The following is a 15,259-nucleotide window of genomic DNA, read 5'->3' on the forward strand; positions in this document are numbered from 1 at the left end:
GCTTATGCGCGAGTCTTATATAAGATATAATACTGGCTGATTCACGCGGGGCCCGGCATACCCATGCCAGCGCCCGCTGCCGGCATCAAAAGTGCCCCCGCCGACACCGGCGCCCCCGCCGCCATGGCCTGAAATGAAACGAACCAATCGTTTCCTGGCCGCGTCAAACGGGCTCCCGTTTGGTCAGTCTGGCGGGTTTACCGTCGAGTCAACCGTACTATCCCCGCAGTCCAATGAATCCCACAGTTCGCGAATATTTCATCCAAGGCATCACCAAGGAAGGCAAGACCTTCCGTCCAAGCGACTGGGCTGAACGGCTGTGCGGCGTGATGGCGCAATTCCGCCCCGAAGGCGACACCGGCGATCCCCGCATCACCTATTCGCCTTACGTGCGGCCCATGATCGCGGGCGGTGTGAAGAGCGTGGTGGTCGATGCGCGGCTGCGCGACATCGAGCCCAAGGCGCTCGACTTCGTCCTCAACTTCGCCCGCGACAACAACCTGCAACTGGTCGAAGCCTGCTCGCTGGAATAAGCCCGCCCGGCGGATGCCGCGCGGCGGCACCGCGGCTTTCCCGCACCGGCAGCACCGGAAACGCGCAGGCAAACGCAGAAAATAAAAAAGCTCGTCGGATGACGAGCTTTTTTTCGAGAAAATCATCGTCAGACGATTCACCCCACCAACGGCCTACCAGACCAGGACCCCGACAGCCACCGAGGCGGCGCGGCAAGGCACAATGGCCGGCATACCGCCGGAAGGCGCCTGGCACTTGGCCCGGCGCCGGCAACTGCTATCAGGCAGCCATCGACTTGATGGCGGACGACAGGCGCGACTTGTGGCGTGCAGCCTTGTTCTTGTGCACGATCTTCTTGTCGGCGATAGCGTCGATGATCGATTGCGAGTTCTTGAAGATCTCGGCAGCAGCAGCCTTGTCACCGGCTGCGATCGCCTTGCGGACAGCCTTGACAGCGGTACGCAGACGCGAACGCAGGCTGGAGTTGTGGGCGTTCTGGGCGACGGCCTGGCGCGCGCGCTTGCGAGCTTGTGCGGAATTTGCCATTTAAGTAGATTTCCTGAATTCAGATGCGTGCCCAACGGAAGGACGGAGCAAACCGCGGACACAATTAAGTGCACATCAAGCGACCCGGGATGCACTGGCACACGAATCCGGAACGCAACTAGCCTTGTGAATCGGCAATTATACACACAAGAAAAAGCGGCTGGCAAGCCGAGCCATGACCCATGTGAGACGGGGTGACGCAAAGGCCAATATACGGGTGCCGGCGAGGTCAAACCGTATAATACGCGCCACACCGGCCCCGCCCTGCGTGGCCTCGATGCAACTTTGGGACGTGCCCGACGTCTGAACCCGGTTCGCACCGGCGGTCCGATCCAAGCTGCCGCCGCCTCCCCTTTGCCGCCGACCGATCTTGAACCTGCTCAAAGCGCTCGCCACCATCAGCAGCCTGACGATGCTGTCGCGCATCACCGGCCTTATCCGCGAGATCCTGATCGCCCGTGCCTTTGGCGCTTCGGACATGACCGACGCCTTCAACGTGGCGTTCCGCATCCCCAACCTGCTGCGCCGCATCTTCGGCGAGGGCGCATTCTCGCAAGCCTTCGTGCCGATCCTGGGCGAATACCATAGCAAGCGCGGCGAGGCCGAGACCCGTGCGCTGATCGATTCGGTTGCCACGGTCATGACCTGGGTCCTGATGGTCGTCTCGCTACTCGGCGTGATCGGCGCCCCGCTCGTGATGATGGTGGTCGCCACGGGCTTCCGCCAGCATGGTGGCGAAACCTACGACGCCGCGGTCTTCATGACCCGCGTGATGTTTCCCTACATCGGCCTGATCTCGCTGGTGGCGCTGGCCTCCGGCATCCTCAATACCTGGCGCCGCTTCGCCATGCCCGCCTTCACGCCGGTGCTGCTCAATCTCTGCCTGATCGTAGCCGCGCTGTTCGTCGGCCCGCATATGGCACAGCCGATCTACGCGCAGGCCTGGGGGGTGCTGGTGGGCGGCATCCTGCAGCTGGCGGTGCAGATTCCGGCGCTCCGGCGGCTGGGCGTGATGCCGCGCCTGCGCTTCAACCTGCGCGCGGCCTGGGCCGAACCAGGCGTGCGCCGCGTCATGCGGCAGATGGCACCGGCGCTGCTGGCGGTCTCGGTGGCTCAGATCAGCCTGATCATCAATACCAACATTGCCTCCCGCCTGGCCGCCGGCAGCGTGTCCTACCTGACCTACGCCGACCGCCTGATGGAATTCCCGACGGCGCTGCTAGGCGTGGCGCTGGGCACCATCCTGCTGCCGAGCCTGTCGAAAGCCAGCGCCGAGGACAACCGGGCCGAATACTCCGGCCTGCTCGACTGGGGCCTGCGTCTGACCTTCCTGCTGGCCGTGCCGTGCGCGGTCGGACTATTCGTCTTTGGCGCGCCGCTGACCGCGGTGCTGTTCAACTACGGCAAGTTCGACGCCCATGCGGTGGAGATGACCCGGCAGGCGCTGGTTTCCTACGGCACCGGCCTGCTCGGTCTGATCCTGATCAAGATCCTGGCGCCGGGCTTCTATGCCCGCCAGGACATCCGCACCCCGGTCAAGATCGCCTTGCTGGTGCTGGTGATCACGCAACTGTCCAACTACGTCTTCGTGCCGCGCTTTGGCCACGCCGGCCTGGCGCTATCGATCAGCTTCGGCGCCACCGTCAACGCCCTGCTGCTGTTTCTGGGCCTGCGCAAGCGCGGCTTCTACAAGCCGGCCAAGGGCTGGTGGCTGTTCCTGGCCCAGTTGCTGACCGCCGTGACGCTGCTGGCCGGCATGCTGCTCTGGTTCGCCCGCAACTTCGACTGGGTCGGCCTGGGCGCCACGCCGCTGCTGCGCATCGCACTGCTGGCCTCGTGCCTGGTACTTGCGGCGGTCGTCTACTTCGGTACACTGTGGCTCATGGGGCTGAGATACTCCGCGTTCAAACGGAGAGCCGGCTAAGAGGCCCCCGCCTGCCAATCCAGCCAGTCGCGCCAGCGCGGCGCAAGGGCTGCGGCAGCGCGCGGTGCAGGGTCAAGGCAACTGAGGTTGTGTCAGAATGAGACGAAGCGGTTCTGCCCAGGCAGGCGGCTGCGGACGATGCCAATGCACTGTCCGGGAACGCCAGCCATGCCGCCAGTTTCGATCTCGAACAGCCGCCAGGCCGCATTCAGGAAAGCCGCAATGACAACCACGAAAGTCCTGGAATACTTTGCCAGTCTCGTGGCGGACGAGGACGGTATCCCGCTTACCGAGACGGTGCTCTCGATCGCCCAGGACGCCTACCCGGACCTGGACCTGCAAGCCGAACTGGCCATGCTCGACATGCTCGCGGTACGCCTGAAGCGACGGATCGCCGAAGGCACGCCGGCCATCCAGCGCATGCGCCTGCTCAACCATTTCTTCTACCGCGACCTGGGCTTCGGCGCCAACGCGAACGACTATTACGATCCCGACAACTCCTACCTGAACGTCGTGCTCAAGCAGCGGCGCGGCATCCCGATCTCGCTGGCGGTGCTCTATATGGAGCTGGGCCAGCATATCGGCCTGCCGCTCAAGGGCGTGTCCTTCCCCAACCATTTCCTGGTGCGGATGTCGATTCCCGCCGGCGAGGTGGTGGTGGACCCGCTCACCGGCGAGACGCTGTCGAAGGAGCAGTTGCAGGAGATGCTCGACCCGCACCTGGAGCGCGAGGGCATCGCCGATCCCAACGAGGTGCCGCTAGGCCTGTTCCTGCAGGTGGCGAGCCACCGCGAGATCGTGGCGCGCGTGCTGCGCAATCTCAAGTCGATCTATCTGCAGGAATCGCGCTGGCAGCGCTTGCTGGCGGTACAGAACCGCCTGGTGATCTTGTTGCCAGGCTCGATCGAGGAAGTGCGGGACCGCGGCCTGGCCTATGCCAACCTGGAGTGCTTCCGGCCGGCACTGGCCGACCTGGAAGCCTACGTGATGGCGCGCCCGGATGCGGCCGATACCACCCAGATCCGCGACCGCATGCCAGCATTGCGCATGATGAGCCGCAGCGTGAACTGAAGCCCGGGCAGGGGCGGGCCCCGGCCTGCCCCGCCGCTCAGGAAGGACGGCGCTTGCCGCCCCGCACGAGCTTCCACAACCCCCCCAGCACCAGCGGCACGACCGCCGCGCCGATGCCCGCCAGCACGATCAGGTTCAGGTATTGCTTGATGAACGGCAGGTTGCCGAAGAAATAGCCGGCAAACACCAGGCCCAGGACCCAGGCCATTGCGCCAATCACGTTGAACATCTGGAACTTGGCGAACGTCATCTGCGACACGCCGGCGACGAACGGCGCGAAAGTACGCACGATCGGCAGGAAACGGGCCATGACCAGCGTCTTGCCGCCGTGGCGCTCGTAGAAATCGTGGGTCTTGCGCAGTGCCTGCTGGTCCAGGAAGCGCCAATGGCCGTCGAACACCTTCGGGCCGACCCAGCTTCCCACCAGGTAGTTGACCGTGTTGCCGCCAATCGCCGCCACCAGCAGCAGGCCGACCAGTGCCCACTCATTCATGGCATGCGTGGCGCAAAAGGCGCCGGCGATGAAGAGCAGCGAATCGCCCGGCAGGAAAGGCAACACCACCAGGCCTGTCTCCGCGAAGACAATGGCAAAGAGGATGGCATAGACCCACGCACCGTAGTTCTCGATGACGGTGCCAAGGTATTTGTCGACATGCAGCAACATGTCTAGAAACTGCAATACGATATCCAATTCGATCCCCATTCTGAATTCAGCCGACATCATACAAGACCGGACCGACTCCAAAGTCACCTGATCCGACGCCAATGTGCTTGTTCCGCGCGCGCGGGCCTGCGGCGCGCCCACGTATAATTCCGCCCATGCCTGCCCAAGACCCGCGCCCCGCCCAGCCACCCCGTCCTATCCGCCCCCTGCCCGACCAGCTGATCAGCCAGATCGCGGCCGGCGAGGTGGTGGAACGCCCCGCCTCGGTGGTCAAGGAACTGCTCGAGAACGCGCTGGACGCCGGCGCCACCCAGCTCAATATCCGGCTGGAAGAAGGCGGTGTGCGGCGCATCGTGATCGCGGACAACGGCTGCGGCATCCCTGCCGCCGAACTGCCGGTCGCGCTGATGCGCCACGCCACCAGCAAGATCGCCTCGCTGGACGAACTTGAATCGGTGCTCACGCTGGGCTTTCGCGGCGAGGCGCTGGCCTCGATCGCTTCGGTTTCCGAATTGACCCTGACCAGCCGCACCGCCAGCGACTCGCATGCGACACAGGTTATCGCCGACACCGGCGAAGTGCAGCCCGCGTCCGGCGGCGTGGGCACCACCGTCGACGTGCAGCACCTTTACTTCAACACGCCAGCGCGCCGAAAGTTCCTTAAATCGGAACAAACCGAGTTTGGCCATTGCCTGGAGATGGTGCGGCGCGCGGCGCTGGCGCGCCCGGATGTGGCCATTTCGGTCCATCACAATGGCAAGCCGATGGAGCACTGGAATGCCGGCGATGTCGCCACGCGCACGGGCCAGGTGCTCGGCGCCGACTTCGCCAGCGCCCGCCTGCCCCTGGATGAGGAAGCCGGCAACCTGCACCTGTACGGATTTGCCGGGCTGCCCACCGCCTCGCGCGGGCGTCCCGACCAGCAGTTCTTCTTCGTCAACGGCCGCTACGTCCGCGACAAGCTGCTCACCCACGCGGTGCGCAGCGCCTACCAGGACGTGCTGCACGGCGACCGCTTCCCGTCCTACGTGCTGTGCATGGACCTGCCGCCCGAGATGGTGGATGTCAACGTGCACCCGTCCAAGATCGAGGTGCGTTTCCGTGAATCGCGCGCGGTGCACCAGTTCGTCTACCACGCCGTGCAGCGCTGCCTGGCGCGCCAGGCCGGCGAACAGGGCGACAGCCTGCATACCGCGTCCGATGTGGACGATACTCCTGCGGGGGAACGCCCTGGCGACCCCGGCGGTTTCCCGGGCGCACGCGGCATTGGCGGTGGTTCCGGAGCTTCCGGCGGCTTCGGTGGATCAGGCAGGCGCGGCGGCATGGGTGGTGGTGGCGCCAGCCCGCGCCCGTGGGTGGACTACACGGCCACCGCGCGCCAGACCGAACTCGGCGTTGCCCAGCCCCGCCAGGCCTACCTCGGCATGGTCCGCGATGCGATCCAGCCGGGCAACGGATTTTCGCGCGTCTCCGCCGGCCCTGCCAGCATGCCCCCGGCCTGGCTGGCCGATGCGCAGGCCGCGCGCGAGAACGACCCGCCTGGCCTGCTCGAGCAGCTTCCAAGGCAGGAATTCACCGAGGACGATGCCAGCCCGCTGGGCTATGCCATCGCGCAGCTGCACGGCATCTATGTACTGGCGCAGAACGCGCGCGGCCTGGTGCTGGTGGATATGCACGCCGCCCATGAACGCATCCTGTACGAGCAGATCAAGACCGCGCTGGAAACGCGTGAGCTGGCGGTGCAGTCGCTGCTGATCCCGGTCACGCTGACGGCCAGCCCGGTGGAGATCGGCACTGCCGAGGAGCACCAGGAAACCCTCACCCTGCTCGGCTTCGACATCGCGCAGGTCTCGCCCACCACGCTGGCGATCCGCGCCATCCCCTCCCTGCTCAAGCAGGCCGACACCGAAGCCCTGGCGCGCGACGTGCTGCGCGACCTGCACGCCTTCGGCGGCTCGCGCGTGCTGGTCGAGCGTCAGAACGAACTGCTCGCCACCCTGGCCTGCCACAGCGCGGTGCGCGCCAACCGCAAGCTCACGCTGGAAGAGATGAACGCGCTGCTGCGCCAGATGGAACAGACCGAGCGCGCCGACCAGTGCAACCATGGACGACCCACCTGGGTGCAGTTGTCGGTGGCCGAACTCGACCGCCTGTTCCTGCGCGGACAATAGACTGCCGTGCCGCAGCCCGCCGCCAGTTCCGCCAACCCGGTTCCCTCCGCCTTGAACGCCGCAGCAGCTACCACCAGCCTCGGCGCGGACCTCCCGCCCGTGGTCTGCCTGCTTGGCCCTACTGCCTCCGGCAAGACCGCCGCCGCGCTGGCGCTGGCGGCACAAGCCCCGATCGAGATCATCAGCCTGGACTCGGCGCTGGTCTACCGCGAGATGAACATCGGCACCGCCAAGCCCTCGCCCGCCGAGCTCGCCGCGGTGCCGCACCACCTGATCGACATCATCGACCCGGCCGACAGTTACTCCGCCGCCCAGTTCGTCACCGATGCCGAGCGGCTGATCGGCGAGATCCGCGCACGCGGCAGCGAGCCGCTGATTGTCGGCGGGACCATGCTGTACTACAAGGGCCTGACCCAGGGCCTGAACGACCTGCCGCAAGCCGATCCGGCGCTGCGCGCGGAACTCGACGCGCTGGCCGCCGGGCGCGGCTGGCCGGCGCTGCACGCCATGCTGGCCGAAGTCGACCCGGTGACCGCCGCACGGCTGGCGCCCAACGATGCCCAGCGCATCCAGCGCGCACTGGAGATCCACCGGCTATCCGGACAACCGATGTCGGCGCTGCTGGCACGGCAGGCCGACGAACGCACCTTTGCCGGCGCCGCCGACCGCCGCTATCGCGTGATCGCGCTGGAGCCTTCCGACCGCGCGGTGCTGCACGCGCGCATCGCCACCCGCTACGATGCCATGCTGGCGGGCGGCTTTATCGAGGAAGTGGAACGGTTGCGCGCGCGCGGCGACCTGCAGCCGACGCTGCCGTCCATCCGCTGCGTAGGCTACCGCCAGGTGTGGGAGTACCTGGATGGCGAGACCGACTTCGCCACCATGCGCGAACGCGGCCTGGCGGCTACCCGCCAGCTCTGCAAGCGCCAGCTCACCTGGCTGCGCAGCACGCCCGAGCGCGAAGTGGTGGACTGCCTGGCGACGGATTACGTGGCACAGGTGGCACGGCTGGCAAGGATTGGGCAGGCATAGGCCAGATGTGACGAATAGGCGATAATCGCCTTTTATGACCTGCCGACGCGTCAAACCCGCCATGCCCACTACCGATTTCGTACTGCGCCCCGCCACGCCTGACGACTGCGAGAGCTTGCTCGCGCTGATCACGGGACTGGCCGAATACGAGAAACTCACCCACCTGGTCGAAGCCACGCCGGAAAAACTGCGTGAAGCCCTGTTCGGCGCGCGCCCGCATGCCGAGGCTGTGCTGGTGGAGGTGCCGGGCGCGCAAGGCGCGAAGGCGGTGGGCTTTGCCTTGTTCTTCCACAACTTCTCCACCTTCCTGGCCAAGCCAGGGCTGTATCTGGAAGACCTTTATGTCGATCCGGCCTGGCGTGGCCATGGGCTGGGCAAGATGTTGCTCAAGCATCTTGCGGCGCTGGCGGTGGAACGCGGCTGCGGCCGCTTCGAATGGAGCGTGCTGGACTGGAACACACCGTCGATCGAGTTTTACCGCGCGATGGGAGCGGACGTGATGCCGGATTGGCGGATTTGCCGGGTTACAGGGGAGGCGCTGACGAAGCTGGGCGCGGCCGGGTAAGGCCGCCTCTGCGCCCCGCGCAAACAAAAACGGCACATGCGCAAGCATGTGCCGTTTTGCGTTGGAAGCAGACCGCTCAGACCACGATGGTCTGCGCCTGGCCTTCTTCGCGCTCGCGGATCTCGCCGATCTGCCACACGGTTTCACCAGCCGCCTGCAGATGGCGGATGGCGCGGTCGGCGTCTTCCTTGGCGACGATCACCACCATGCCGATGCCGCAATTGAACACGCGGTGCATTTCGTCGTCGGCCACGTTGCCTTGCGCCTGCAGCCACTGGAACAGCGGCGGCAGGGTCCAGGCGTCGCGCTGCAGCACGGCGGTCACGCCCTGCGCCAGCACGCGCGGCACGTTTTCGGTCAGGCCGCCGCCGGTGATGTGGGCCATGCCCTTGACCGACAGCGTCTCAATCAGCGACAACAGCGGCTTCACGTAGATGCGAGTGGGCGCCATGATGGCGTCCTGCAGGCGCTGGCCGTGGAAGTCGGCGTTCAGGTCCGGCTTGGCCACTTCGATGATCTTGCGCACCAGCGAGTAGCCGTTGGAGTGCGCGCCCGACGAAGCCAGGCCCAGCACCACGTCGCCCGGCACGATGGTGCTGCCGTCAATGATGCGGCTCTTTTCGACCGCGCCCACCGCGAAGCCGGCCAGGTCGTATTCGCCGTCGGGGTACATGCTCGGCATCTCGGCGGTCTCGCCGCCGATCAGCGCGCAGCCGGACAGCTCGCAGCCCTGGGCGATGCCCTGGATCACGGTAGCGGCGGTATCCACGTCCAGCTTGCCGCAGGCGAAGTAGTCGAGGAAGAACAGCGGTTCGGCGCCCTGCACCAGAATGTCGTTGACGCTCATGGCCACCAGATCCTGGCCCACGGTGTCGTGGCGGTTAAGCTGGAAGGCCAGCTTGAGCTTGGTGCCAACGCCGTCGGTGCCGGACACCAGCACCGGCTCCTTGTACTTCTTGGACAGTTCGAAGAGCGCGCCGAAGCCCCCGATGCCGGCCATCACGCCCTCGCGCATGGTGCGCTTGGCGAACGGCTTGATGCGGTCGACGAGCGCGTCGCCCGCGTCGATATCGACGCCGGCATCGCGGTAGGAGAGGCCTGCCTGGCCGGAAGTGGGGGATGCGCTCATGGGAACCTGCTTTTCCTGGAGTATGAAGTGAGTAATGCGGCGCTCACGACGGCGATTTGCGGCCGCGAGTCCAGTAGAATCGCAATTTTAACGGATACAGGCTTCCGGCTTCCAGTTTCCGGTGTCCCGCGTCATGAAGTGTTGCCCCCAGCCCTTACCGATGAAGATAATTTTGGCAGCCTCCCGCCGTCCCGCCAGCGCCATCCAGGTGGTCAGCGCCGGACTGCCGCGACGCGTTTACCCGATAGCTGACCTTTACCCCAAGTAACCGATAAGCCATGTTTCCCCGCCCCAAGCAGCTTTCGCTTGAACTTGGCAGTCCGCCGCCGTCGACCTTCGAGAATTTTTTCGTCGCCGCCAACCGCGAGCCCGTGCAACGCCTGCACGACCTCGCCGCCGCGGTGGCCCAGGAGCGCGCCGCCGACCGCCTGATCTACCTGTGGGGCGAGGTGGGCTCGGGCCGCACCCATTTGCTGCACGCGGTCTGCGACAGCGGCTACCAGGCCGGCATCAGCTGCCGCTACCTGAGCCCGCATCATGCCTTGTCGGATTTCATCTTCGACCCGAGCTGCCAGCTCTACACCGTAGATGATGTGGAGCTGCTCGACGAAGCGCGCCAGATCGCCGTTTTCTCGCTCTACAACGAGGTCCGGGCCCACGTGCGCACCGCCATCGTGGTGGCCGGCAGCCAGGCGCCGCTGGCCATGCCGGTGCGCGAGGACCTGCGCACCCGGCTGGGCTGGGGCCTGGTCTACCAGCTCGCGCCGCTGTCGGACGAAGACAAGATGACGGCGCTGGTGCAGGCTGCGCGCGAACGCGGCCTGCAGCTTTCGCCGGAAATCCCGCACTGGCTGGTCACGCGCAAATACCGCGACATGCCCAGCCTGATGGCGCTGCTGGACGCGCTGGACACCTATTCGCTGGAGCGCAAGCGCGCCGTCACCCTGCCACTGCTGCGGGAAATGTTTGCCGAGTTGCGGGAGTGAGCGCGGGCTGCCGGCACGGCGCGCACGGCACTTGGCATGTCCCGTGCTTGTATTCGTTGCCAGCCGGTCACGTTAAAGAAACGGCCGCAGTCACGTTAATGTAAAATCGCCGCCCATGAATCTGGCATTGTTCGACCTCGACCACACCTTGCTTCCGACCGACAGCGACCACGAATGGGGCCGCTTCCTGGTGCGCCTGGGCGCTGTCGACGAGGAATCCTACCGCCGCAGGAACGATGAGTTCTACGGCCACTACAAGGCTGGCACCCTGGATATCCAGGCTTTCCTGCGTTTCGCGCTGGCGCCGCTGGCGGCCAACCCGCGCGACCGGCTCGAAGCGTGGCGGGGTCAGTTCATGCGGGAAGTGATCGATCCGGTGATGACGCCGCAGGCGCGGGCGCTGGTCTACAAGCATCTCGACGCCGGCGACCTGTGCGCGGTAGTCACCGCCACCAACAGCTTCGTCACCGCCCCGATCGCGGCGGCCTTTGGCATCAAGCACCTGGTCGCCACCGAGCCGGCCACCGCCAACGGCAAGCCCGACGGCGCCTTCACCGGCGAAGTCGCAGGCATTCCATGCTTCCGCGAGGGCAAGATCGCCCGCGTCGAAGCCTGGCTCAAGAGCATGGGCACCCAATGGGATGCCTTCGAAAACACCACCTTCTACAGCGATTCGGCCAACGACCTGCCGCTACTGGAAAAGGTCAGCGAACCGATCGCCGCCAACCCGGACGATCGCCTGCGTCACCACGCCGCCGCGGCCGGCTGGCGCATCATGGATCTGTTCTGACGTGATCAAGAAGCTAATCAACCGGCTGCTCGGCAAGCCGGGCACCCAGCAGCGCCCCGCCAAACGCCGCGGCGGACGCGCCCATACGCCGAATATCGTTGCGCATGCCGAACACCAGATCGACCAGTCGCTGATCTCGCGCAACGCCATCAAGGTCACCTCCACGCTGCAGCAGGCAGGCTACCAGGCCTTTATCGTCGGCGGCGCGGTGCGCGACCTGTTGCTGGGCATCAAGCCCAAGGACTTCGACGTCGCCACCAACGCCACGCCCGACCAGGTGCAGGCGCTGTTCCGCCGCTCGCGCATCATCGGCCGGCGCTTCCAGATCGTGCACGTGACCTTCTACGGCGGGCGCGATCAGGAGATCATCGAAGTCTCCACCTTCCGCGCGCTGGTCGACGCGGTTGCCAGCGAGACCCTGCCCGAAGGGCGCCGTTTCAAGCGCGCGGAGCTCGACAGCAAGACCCACGCGATCGACGCCTCCGGACGCGTGCTGCGCGACAACGTATGGGGCTCGCAGGCGGAAGACGCGGAACGCCGCGACTTCACCATCAATGCGATGTACTACGATCCGGCCGAGCAGACGGTGTATGACTACCACCACGGCATGGAAGACATCCGCGCGCGCACGCTGCGCATGATCGGCGACCCGGTCACGCGCTACCGCGAAGATCCTATCCGCATGCTGCGCGTAGTGCGTTTCGCCGCCAAGACCGGTTTCACCATCGACGAGGAAACCCGCCAGCCGATCGCCGACCTTGCCTCGCTGATCCATAACGTGCCCAGCGCGCGCCTGTTCGACGAGATGCTCAAGCTGCTGATGTCGGGCCACGCATGGGCCTCGCTGCAGGAGTTGCGCAAGGCCGGCCTGCACCGCGGCCTGCTGCCGCTGCTGGACGTCGCGCTGGAGCAGCCGATGGGCCAGCGCTTCGTGCAGCTGGCGCTGGACAACACCGACCAGCGCGTGCAGGTCGGCAAGCCGGTGTCGCCGGGCTTCCTGTTCGCCGCGCTGCTGTGGCACCACGTGCTGCAGCGCTGGACCACGCTGCGCGAGGAAGGCGAGCACGCCATCGCCGCACTCAATATCGCGATGGACGATGTGCTGGAGCGCCAGACCGGCCAGCTCGCCATCCAGCGCCGCTTTGTCACCGACATGCGGGACATCTGGGGCATGCAGCCGCGCTTCGAGAAGCGCGTGGGCCGCATGCCGTTCCGCCTGATCGAATCGCCGCGCTTCCGCGCAGGTTTCGACTTCCTCTACCTGCGCTGCCAGTCCGGCGAGCAGCCGACCGAGCTGGCGCAGTGGTGGCAGGATTTCCAGGACGCCGATAGCCATGGCCGCGAGGACCTGATCGATGCCGTGCGCCCGGTGCGCGGTGGCGGCAGGCAAGGCGGCGGCGGCAGCGGCGGCGCCGAGGGCGGCGAGCCGGCCGACGATGGCGAAGGCGGCGCTCCGGCGCGCAAGAAGCGCCGCAGGCGCAGTCCGCGGAAATCGGATACAGTTTCTTCGCGGAGTGATTTGGACGCGAGCCCGGATTCCGGCTCCACTGCAGACCGGAAAGCCGGCAAGGTACGCGTCCAGCCGGAGGAATCGTAATGACACTTGCCTTTATCGGCATCGGAGCCAACCTGGGCGATGCCCGGCAAGCCCTGAAAGATGCCATCATATGCCTGGCGCAGCAGGTCGGCATCACGGTGATGGCGAGATCGTCGCTCTATCGCACGGCTCCGGTCGATGCGACGGGCGGCGACTATTACAACGCGGTGGTCAAGGTGGAAACCTCGTTCACCGCTGCGCAGCTGCTGCGTATCTGCCACCACATCGAGGACCAGTTCGGGCGCGAGCGGCCATTCTGCAACGCACCGCGTACCCTCGACCTGGACCTGCTGGTGTTCGGCGACGAGATCCACCAGGACGAAAAACTCGTGGTGCCGCATCCGCGCGTGGCCGAGCGCGCCTTCACGCTGGTGCCCCTGCTCGAACTGGATGCCGGCCTGGTCATCCCCGGACTTGGCCCCGCGGCGGATTACCTGGCCGCGGTCAGCGGGCAGCGTGTCGAGAAAGTCTCGTTCTGCCAATGCACGCGGCAGCGGGATGCGCGCGACGCTTCCTGATACCATGACCGGCCCAGGCCAGCCGGTCCCGCTTCATCCGCCCTCTTAGCCTGGCATCAGCCGACCGGACCCGCCCATGCTCGAACACCTGCGCCGCATTGTGGTGGAAGGCCCCATCGGGGCCGGCAAGACCGCACTCGCGCAACGCCTGGCGCAAACCCTGCGCACCGGCGAGCTGCTCGACGCGGCACGCGAAAACCCCTTCCTCGAACGCTATTACCGCGAGCCCGCGCGTTACGCGCTGCCGCTGCAGCTTTCGCTGATGAACCAGCGCACGCAGCAGCTCAAAACCTGGCAGGCGGCATTGCTGGCGGGACAGCGCATGGTGGCGGATTTCCTGTACACCAGAAGCCGCCTCTACGCCGGGCTGACTTTGCCCGAGGACGAACTGGCGCTGTACGACGCCCTTGCCGCGCGCCTGCCGGCCCAGGGCCAGCGCGTGGACCTGGTCATCGTGCTGCAGGCCTCGCCTGCCCTGCTGCGCGAGCGGATCGCGCGCCGCAACGCGCCCGGCGAGTCCAGCATCGACGAGGCCTACCTGGAGCGCCTGTCCGACGCCTACGGCGAGCTGTTCCATCGCTACGACGAGGCGCCGGTGATGATCGTCGACACGGCCCACTTCAGCCCGGTAGACAACGACGCCGATTTCCGTACACTACTGTCGCGCATCGAAAACATGCGCGGCCGCAAGGCCTTTCTCAATCTCGCTGCGCCCTGACAGGTTCCCGCCTGCCAGCCTTAACCATAACGACAACAGTCGCTGCCGCGAAGCCAGCGCCCGTCCAGATCGGGCCGCGTACCTCGCTGCGAAGCAAACTGAAGGGGGCAAAAGCCTTGCCGCAAGGATGCAGATGCGCTGACGCATTGAGCTTGGATGCACTGCGGCATTGCGGCCGGCCCGACTCCCGTCTCTCTACCGGCCCAACGTCATGAGTTACCTCCTCGACCCCTCCCGCAAGACCGTCACCATCCCCAGGCTGCAAGCCATGCGCGCCGCCGGCGAAAAAATCGCCATGCTGACCGCGTACGACTCCAGTTTCGCCGCGCTGCTTGACTACTGCGGGGTCGAGGTGCTGCTGGTCGGCGACTCCCTCGGCAATGTCATGCAAGGCCAGCAGACCACGCTGCCCGTGACGCTGGAACACGTGGTCTATCACACCGAATGCGTGGCGCGCGGCAACCAGAGCGCCCTGCTGGTGGCGGACCTGCCGTTCGGCACCTACCCCACCCCGGAAGCCACCTACGCCAGTGCCGTGGCGCTGATGCGGGCCGGCGCGCACATGGTCAAGCTGGAGGGCGGCGACTGGCTCGCACCCACCGTCAAATTCCTGGTCGAGCGCAGCATCCCGGTGTGCGCCCACATCGGCCTGACGCCGCAATCTGTGCACGCGCTGGGCGGCTTCAAGGTACAAGGCAAGACCGACGAAAGCGCCGCGCAGCTCAAGCGCGATGCGCTCGCGCTGCAGGCAGCGGGCGCCCAGCTGATCGTGATGGAAGCGGTGCCGGCAGCGGTGGCTGGCGTAGTCACCGGCTTGCTGACCATCCCGACCATCGGCATCGGCGCCGGCGCGGATTGCTCGGGCCAGGTGCTGGTACTGCAGGACATGATCAACGTCTACCCAGGCCGCAAGGCCAAGTTCGTACGCAACTTCATGGAAGGCGCCGGCTCGATCGAGGCTGCGGTACGCGCCTATGTGGCGGCCGTGAAGGACGGCAGCTTCCCCGCCGTCGAGCACACCTTCTCGGCCTGACC

Annotated in this window: 15 protein-coding genes; 12 read left to right on the plus strand and 3 right to left on the minus strand. The window is 66.1% G+C overall.

What is annotated here, in order from left to right:
- The first annotated feature begins 233 nt into the window (after positions 1 to 233).
- On the plus strand, positions 234 to 533 hold the full coding sequence (locus tag ACZY0R_RS33235) for a DUF3579 domain-containing protein (RefSeq protein ID WP_035867403.1): 300 nt from the start codon (positions 234 to 236) through the stop codon (positions 531 to 533).
- Between the two features lie 259 nt (positions 534 to 792).
- Here ACZY0R_RS33235 and rpsT read toward each other — a convergent pair whose 3' ends face one another.
- The gene (gene rpsT, locus ACZY0R_RS33240; protein ID WP_488864478.1) at positions 793 to 1,059 is read right to left on the minus strand and encodes a 30S ribosomal protein S20; all 267 of its coding nucleotides are present in this window, start codon (positions 1,057 to 1,059) and stop codon (positions 793 to 795) included.
- Positions 1,060 to 1,429: 370 nt separating this feature from the next.
- On the opposite strand from rpsT, the gene murJ reads away from it, so the two are divergent.
- Both murJ and ACZY0R_RS33250 read left to right on the plus strand, forming a co-directional pair.
- Positions 1,430 to 2,983, plus strand: coding sequence for a murein biosynthesis integral membrane protein MurJ (gene murJ / locus ACZY0R_RS33245; RefSeq protein ID WP_488864480.1), 1,554 nt, complete (start codon positions 1,430 to 1,432; stop codon positions 2,981 to 2,983).
- A gap of 222 nt (positions 2,984 to 3,205) precedes the next feature.
- Positions 3,206 to 4,054, plus strand: a complete 849-nt coding sequence (locus tag ACZY0R_RS33250) for a SirB1 family protein (RefSeq protein ID WP_035867410.1) — start codon at positions 3,206 to 3,208, stop codon at positions 4,052 to 4,054.
- 37 nt (positions 4,055 to 4,091) lie between these two features.
- Here the strand turns inward: ACZY0R_RS33250 and ACZY0R_RS33255 are convergent, their stop codons facing one another.
- Positions 4,092 to 4,757 (minus strand): VTT domain-containing protein, encoded by a 666-nt coding sequence (locus ACZY0R_RS33255; RefSeq protein ID WP_488864482.1) that lies wholly within the window; start codon positions 4,755 to 4,757, stop codon positions 4,092 to 4,094.
- A gap of 116 nt (positions 4,758 to 4,873) precedes the next feature.
- Here ACZY0R_RS33255 and mutL point away from each other — a divergent pair, with 116 nt between their 5' ends.
- The 3 genes from mutL (at position 4,874) to ACZY0R_RS33270 (ending at position 8,486) form a co-directional block, all read left to right on the plus strand.
- A complete protein-coding gene (mutL, locus tag ACZY0R_RS33260; protein ID WP_488864484.1) occupies positions 4,874 to 6,889 on the plus strand; it encodes a DNA mismatch repair endonuclease MutL in 2,016 nt (671 codons plus the stop codon).
- Between the two features lie 51 nt (positions 6,890 to 6,940).
- Positions 6,941 to 7,921 (plus strand): tRNA (adenosine(37)-N6)-dimethylallyltransferase MiaA, encoded by a 981-nt coding sequence (gene miaA / locus ACZY0R_RS33265; protein WP_488866317.1) that lies wholly within the window; start codon positions 6,941 to 6,943, stop codon positions 7,919 to 7,921.
- Positions 7,922 to 7,982: 61 nt separating this feature from the next.
- On the plus strand, positions 7,983 to 8,486 hold the full coding sequence (locus ACZY0R_RS33270; protein ID WP_035867419.1) for a GNAT family N-acetyltransferase: 504 nt from the start codon (positions 7,983 to 7,985) through the stop codon (positions 8,484 to 8,486).
- Between the two features lie 76 nt (positions 8,487 to 8,562).
- Here ACZY0R_RS33270 and purM read toward each other — a convergent pair whose 3' ends face one another.
- A complete protein-coding gene (gene purM / locus ACZY0R_RS33275; protein WP_488864486.1) occupies positions 8,563 to 9,615 on the minus strand; it encodes a phosphoribosylformylglycinamidine cyclo-ligase in 1,053 nt (350 codons plus the stop codon).
- A gap of 278 nt (positions 9,616 to 9,893) precedes the next feature.
- On the opposite strand from purM, the gene hda reads away from it, so the two are divergent.
- The 6 genes from hda (at position 9,894) to panB (ending at position 15,257) form a co-directional block, all read left to right on the plus strand.
- On the plus strand, positions 9,894 to 10,601 hold the full coding sequence (gene hda, locus ACZY0R_RS33280; RefSeq protein WP_035867422.1) for a DnaA regulatory inactivator Hda: 708 nt from the start codon (positions 9,894 to 9,896) through the stop codon (positions 10,599 to 10,601).
- 115 nt (positions 10,602 to 10,716) lie between these two features.
- Positions 10,717 to 11,391: a histidinol-phosphatase gene (locus ACZY0R_RS33285; RefSeq protein WP_045237615.1), complete on the plus strand. Its 675-nt coding sequence runs from the start codon at positions 10,717 to 10,719 to the stop codon at positions 11,389 to 11,391.
- A 1-nt stretch (position 11,392) separates the two neighbouring features.
- Positions 11,393 to 12,988 (plus strand): polynucleotide adenylyltransferase PcnB, encoded by a 1,596-nt coding sequence (gene pcnB, locus ACZY0R_RS33290; RefSeq protein WP_488864489.1) that lies wholly within the window; start codon positions 11,393 to 11,395, stop codon positions 12,986 to 12,988.
- Positions 12,988 to 13,506 (plus strand): 2-amino-4-hydroxy-6-hydroxymethyldihydropteridine diphosphokinase, encoded by a 519-nt coding sequence (gene folK, locus ACZY0R_RS33295; RefSeq protein ID WP_488864491.1) that lies wholly within the window; start codon positions 12,988 to 12,990, stop codon positions 13,504 to 13,506. Before pcnB ends, folK begins: the two co-directional genes overlap by 1 nt.
- A gap of 76 nt (positions 13,507 to 13,582) precedes the next feature.
- Positions 13,583 to 14,224, plus strand: a complete 642-nt coding sequence (locus ACZY0R_RS33300; RefSeq protein WP_488864493.1) for a deoxynucleoside kinase — start codon at positions 13,583 to 13,585, stop codon at positions 14,222 to 14,224.
- A 211-nt stretch (positions 14,225 to 14,435) separates the two neighbouring features.
- Positions 14,436 to 15,257 (plus strand): 3-methyl-2-oxobutanoate hydroxymethyltransferase, encoded by an 822-nt coding sequence (panB, locus tag ACZY0R_RS33305; RefSeq protein WP_045237613.1) that lies wholly within the window; start codon positions 14,436 to 14,438, stop codon positions 15,255 to 15,257.
- Positions 15,258 to 15,259 lie beyond the last annotated feature (2 nt).

This window comes from Cupriavidus sp. F041 (assembly GCF_057814235.1).